The organism is Geminicoccus flavidas (genome assembly GCF_009806515.1).
Lineage (GTDB): Bacteria > Pseudomonadota > Alphaproteobacteria > Geminicoccales > Geminicoccaceae > Geminicoccus > Geminicoccus flavidus.
Genome location: NZ_WUJP01000524.1, coordinates 1 through 3,430 on the forward strand (window position 1 = coordinate 1; position 3,430 = coordinate 3,430).

General features: G+C 69.4%; 3 protein-coding genes. All 3 read left to right on the plus strand.

All coding sequences use genetic code 11. The features are described 5' to 3' along the window. Nucleotides 1-196: hypothetical protein (locus EQG76_RS14835; protein WP_159714794.1), on the plus strand; the 196-nt coding region annotated here is incomplete at its 5' end. A gap of 126 nt (nt 197-322) precedes the next feature. Then, on the plus strand, nt 323-1,918 hold the full coding sequence (locus tag EQG76_RS14840; protein WP_159714796.1) for a GMC family oxidoreductase: 1,596 nt from the start codon (nt 323-325) through the stop codon (nt 1,916-1,918). Nucleotides 1,919-2,031: 113 nt separating this feature from the next. After that, the gene (locus tag EQG76_RS14845; RefSeq protein WP_159714798.1) at nt 2,032-3,378 is read left to right on the plus strand and encodes a hypothetical protein; all 1,347 of its coding nucleotides are present in this window, start codon (nt 2,032-2,034) and stop codon (nt 3,376-3,378) included. Nucleotides 3,379-3,430: the final 52 nt, after the last annotated feature.

Genomic DNA, 3,430 nt, shown 5'->3' on the forward strand with positions numbered 1-3,430 from the left:
GGGCTCCGGTCGGCTGGCCGATGGTGCCGAGCTGGCGGCGCGGCGGGTGGCCGGTACGGTGCTGCTGGAACGGGCCGGCGAGGAGGTCAGCCGGATCGAGCTGCCGGCAGATGCGTTGGACCGGCTGGTCGAGCAGCTCCCGGCGGCGCGCGAAAAGCTCGACCTGCTGGGCTTCGGGCTGCCGCAGCAGGGCTAACCCCATCGCCCTGGCGGGTCGCCCCATTCCTTTCTACGCTGAAAACACGTCGCCCGGTGATGGTGGCAGGAGGGGCTTGGCGCTGTGCGCCGGTAAAACGTTTTGTGGCAGAAGGAAGCGGTGGTCGTGAAGTACGACTATGTGGTGATCGGGGGCGGTAGCGCTGGCTGCGTGGCCGCGTGGCGGCTAACCCAGGAGTTCGGTGCCAAGGTGCTCCTGCTGGAGGCTGGCGGGCCGGACGACAACTGGCTGCTCCGGATCCCCGCGGGCTTCGTGAAGCTGCTCTCCAACAAGAAATACGTCACCCATTATGAGACCGTCCCGCAGCCGCAGCTTGATAACCGGGTGCTGTCCATCCCGCAGGGCGCGGTGCTGGGCGGCGGCAGCAGCATCAACGCCCAGGCCTACATGCGCGGCCGCATCCGCGACTATGACGAATGGGGCGAGATGAGCGGCAGCCCGCTCTGGTCCTGGGCGAAGATCCTCCCACACTTCCGGGCGCTCGAGGGCAATGTCCGCTTCAACAACGAGTTCCACGGCATCGACGGGCCGCTCAAGGTCGGCCAGGGCGGCTTCGTCTGCGAGATGACCAACATCTTCCTGCGCACCGCACAGGGGCTGGGCCTGCCATTCCGCCATGACTTTAACAATGGTGAGCCCGGCGGGGTCGGCTACCTACAGATCACCGGCACGCCCGGGCGGCGCTGCAGCGCGGTGGACGCGTTCCTACGCCCGGTGATGGACGCGCCGGACCTCCATTTGCGCACCCGGGCGCTCGTCTCACGGATCGTGGTGGAGAACGGCCGGGCGGTCGCGGTAGAGTACCGGCATGATGGCCGCCAGGAGACCGCTAGGGTGGATGGCGAGGTCCTGCTGGCGGCCGGTGCCTTCGTCTCGCCCAAGCTCCTGATGCTGTCCGGCATCGGCCCAGCCGACCATCTGCAGGAGCATGGCATCAAGGTGCAGGTCGACCTGCCGGGCGTGGGGCAGAACCTCCAGGATCATCCGGGCTCGCCGGTGGTGGCCGCCACCAATGGCGACTACGGCCATTTCGGGCAGGACCGTGGCCTCAAGATGGCACTGAACGGCGTGGAGTACCTCCTGTTCCGCCGCGGCCGGATCACCAGCACCGGCGTGGAATCCTGCTCCTATCACGTGCCCGAGGACGGCGCTGGCGACCCGGTCATGCAGGTCTACTGCGTGCCGACTACGAGCTATGCCGGCGACGTGCCGAACGTCGATGGGGTGACCCTGCACACCGTGCTGCTCCGCCCGCGCGCAGTGGGCTGGCTGAAGCTGCGCTCGGCCGACCCGGCAGCGCAGGCCCTGATCCATCCCAACTATCTGGGCCACCCCGACGACCTGCGCCACCACATCCTGGGCGTGCGCGCGGCTCGGGAGATTCTCGCGGCCCGGCCGATGCGCGACGTGGTCACGACCGAGCTCCTACCGGGGCCGCAGGCCCAGAGCGACGAGGACATCGCCCGCCACCTGCGCCGCACCGCCCGCACCGATTTCCACCCGGTCGGCACCTGCCGGATGGGCAGGCAGGGCGCCCCCGACACGGTGGTCGGCCCCGACCTGCGCGTGCAGGGCGTGGACGGGCTGCGGGTGATCGACGCCTCGATCATGCCCAAGCTGGTGTCGGCCAATACCAACGCCCCGACCATGGCGATCGCGGACCGGGCGATCTCGATCATGCGGGGTGTGGAACGCGCTTGAGGCTCGACGGCCGGGCGAGGCATGCCGGAACCTCGCCCGCCCCGATTGATTCCGCGGCGGGTTCGGGCGATCTGATCGGGTGAGCGCTTCCGCTCGGCCTGCCGGAGCACCGGATGTCCGACCACCGACTGCAGCAGATCGCCAACGCCAGCCTGTCCTGCTACCTGCGCTACAGCACGGGCGACCGGCGCGCGGACGAGGCGGCCGGGCGCAGGCACGGCGCTGCCGGCGAGCCCAAGCCCAACGATCGCGAATGCCTCTATTATGCGAGCCTGGTCGGCCAAGCGAAGGCGGCGCTGGCCGCCTACGAGCGCGACCGGGCCGAGCTGGTCCAGGCCAAGGAACGCGAGGCGGACCAGCTCGCCCGCGAGAGCGACGAGAACTACCAGAAGCGCAAGGCGGCGGTCCTAGAGGAGCGCGCCAGTGCGATCGCGGCGCTGGACAAGACGATCGGCCCGCGCAGCAGCCGGATGCAGGCGGCCGCCGAGCAGCAGGCCGAGACGCGGGCAAGGTCCGCCCAGATCGAGGCCGATCTCGGCCGGCCGCTGCGCACCAGCATGGTGCCGGTCTATCCGTTCGTGCTGCTGGTGATCGCGATCGCCGAGATCCCGATCAACCGGCTGGCCTTCGAGCTGTTCTTCCAGGAAGCGCCGATCGTTTCCCTGTTCCTGTCCTTCGCGGTGGGCCTGCTCCTGGCCTTCTTCGCCCACCAGGCTGGCCTGTGGCTGCGCCAGGCGACCAGCTACAAGACGCTGGGGGGCAAGCTCGGCCATCTGGCCGGCGTCGTGCTGATCCTCGCGATCGCCCTGCCGCTCATCTATTTCATCGCGGCGATGCGCCAGCACTACCTGGCCCTGATCGAGGCCGAGGCCGCCAATGACTTCGGGGCATTGCTGCGCCAGGGCCTGGAGGGCGGGCTCGGCAGCGCGCGGGAAGTGCTCTCGGTCGAGCTCGGAGGCCCTGGCTGGACGCTCCTGATTCTCAACCTGGCCCTGCTCGTGGTAGGCGCCATCATCTCCTTCATCCGCCACGATCCGCACCCCGACTACGAGGCGGCAGTGACCCGGGCAGAGCGGGCGCAGCGCCGGCTGAACCGCCTGCGCAGCACTTATGAGCGCCAGGAGGCCAAGCTGTCCCGGCAGTATGACGAGCGGATCTCGACGCTCGACCGGCAGCTCGTGCGGATCGAGAACGAGCTGGAGCTGGCCAGGCGCACGCTCCAGCAGGCAGCGGCCCACCGCCCGCAGATGATCCGGGCGGTCGCCGGCACGCTGGTGCAGCGCTTTGGCGCCTACCGGCTGGGCAACCGGCTGAGCCGCACCGATGGCCAGAGCCCGGCCTGCCTGGATGATTTCAGCGAGTCTGCCCTCGTGCAGGCCTTGCACCGGAGCCTGGACGATGCGCCGATGGCTGGCGTCGATGATGCTGACAATGTGGTGGGCATGCGGCCTGCCGGCTGAGGCCCGCGCCGCCACCGACTACTGCGCCGGCAGCGCGCGCGCTGTCCTGTTC

What these genes read in the sequence shown, in the direction of transcription:
- EQG76_RS14845 (WP_159714798.1), top strand. Translation starts at nt 2,032, where the DNA reads ATGTCCGACCACCGACTGCAGCAGATCGCCAACGCCAGCCTGTCCTGC.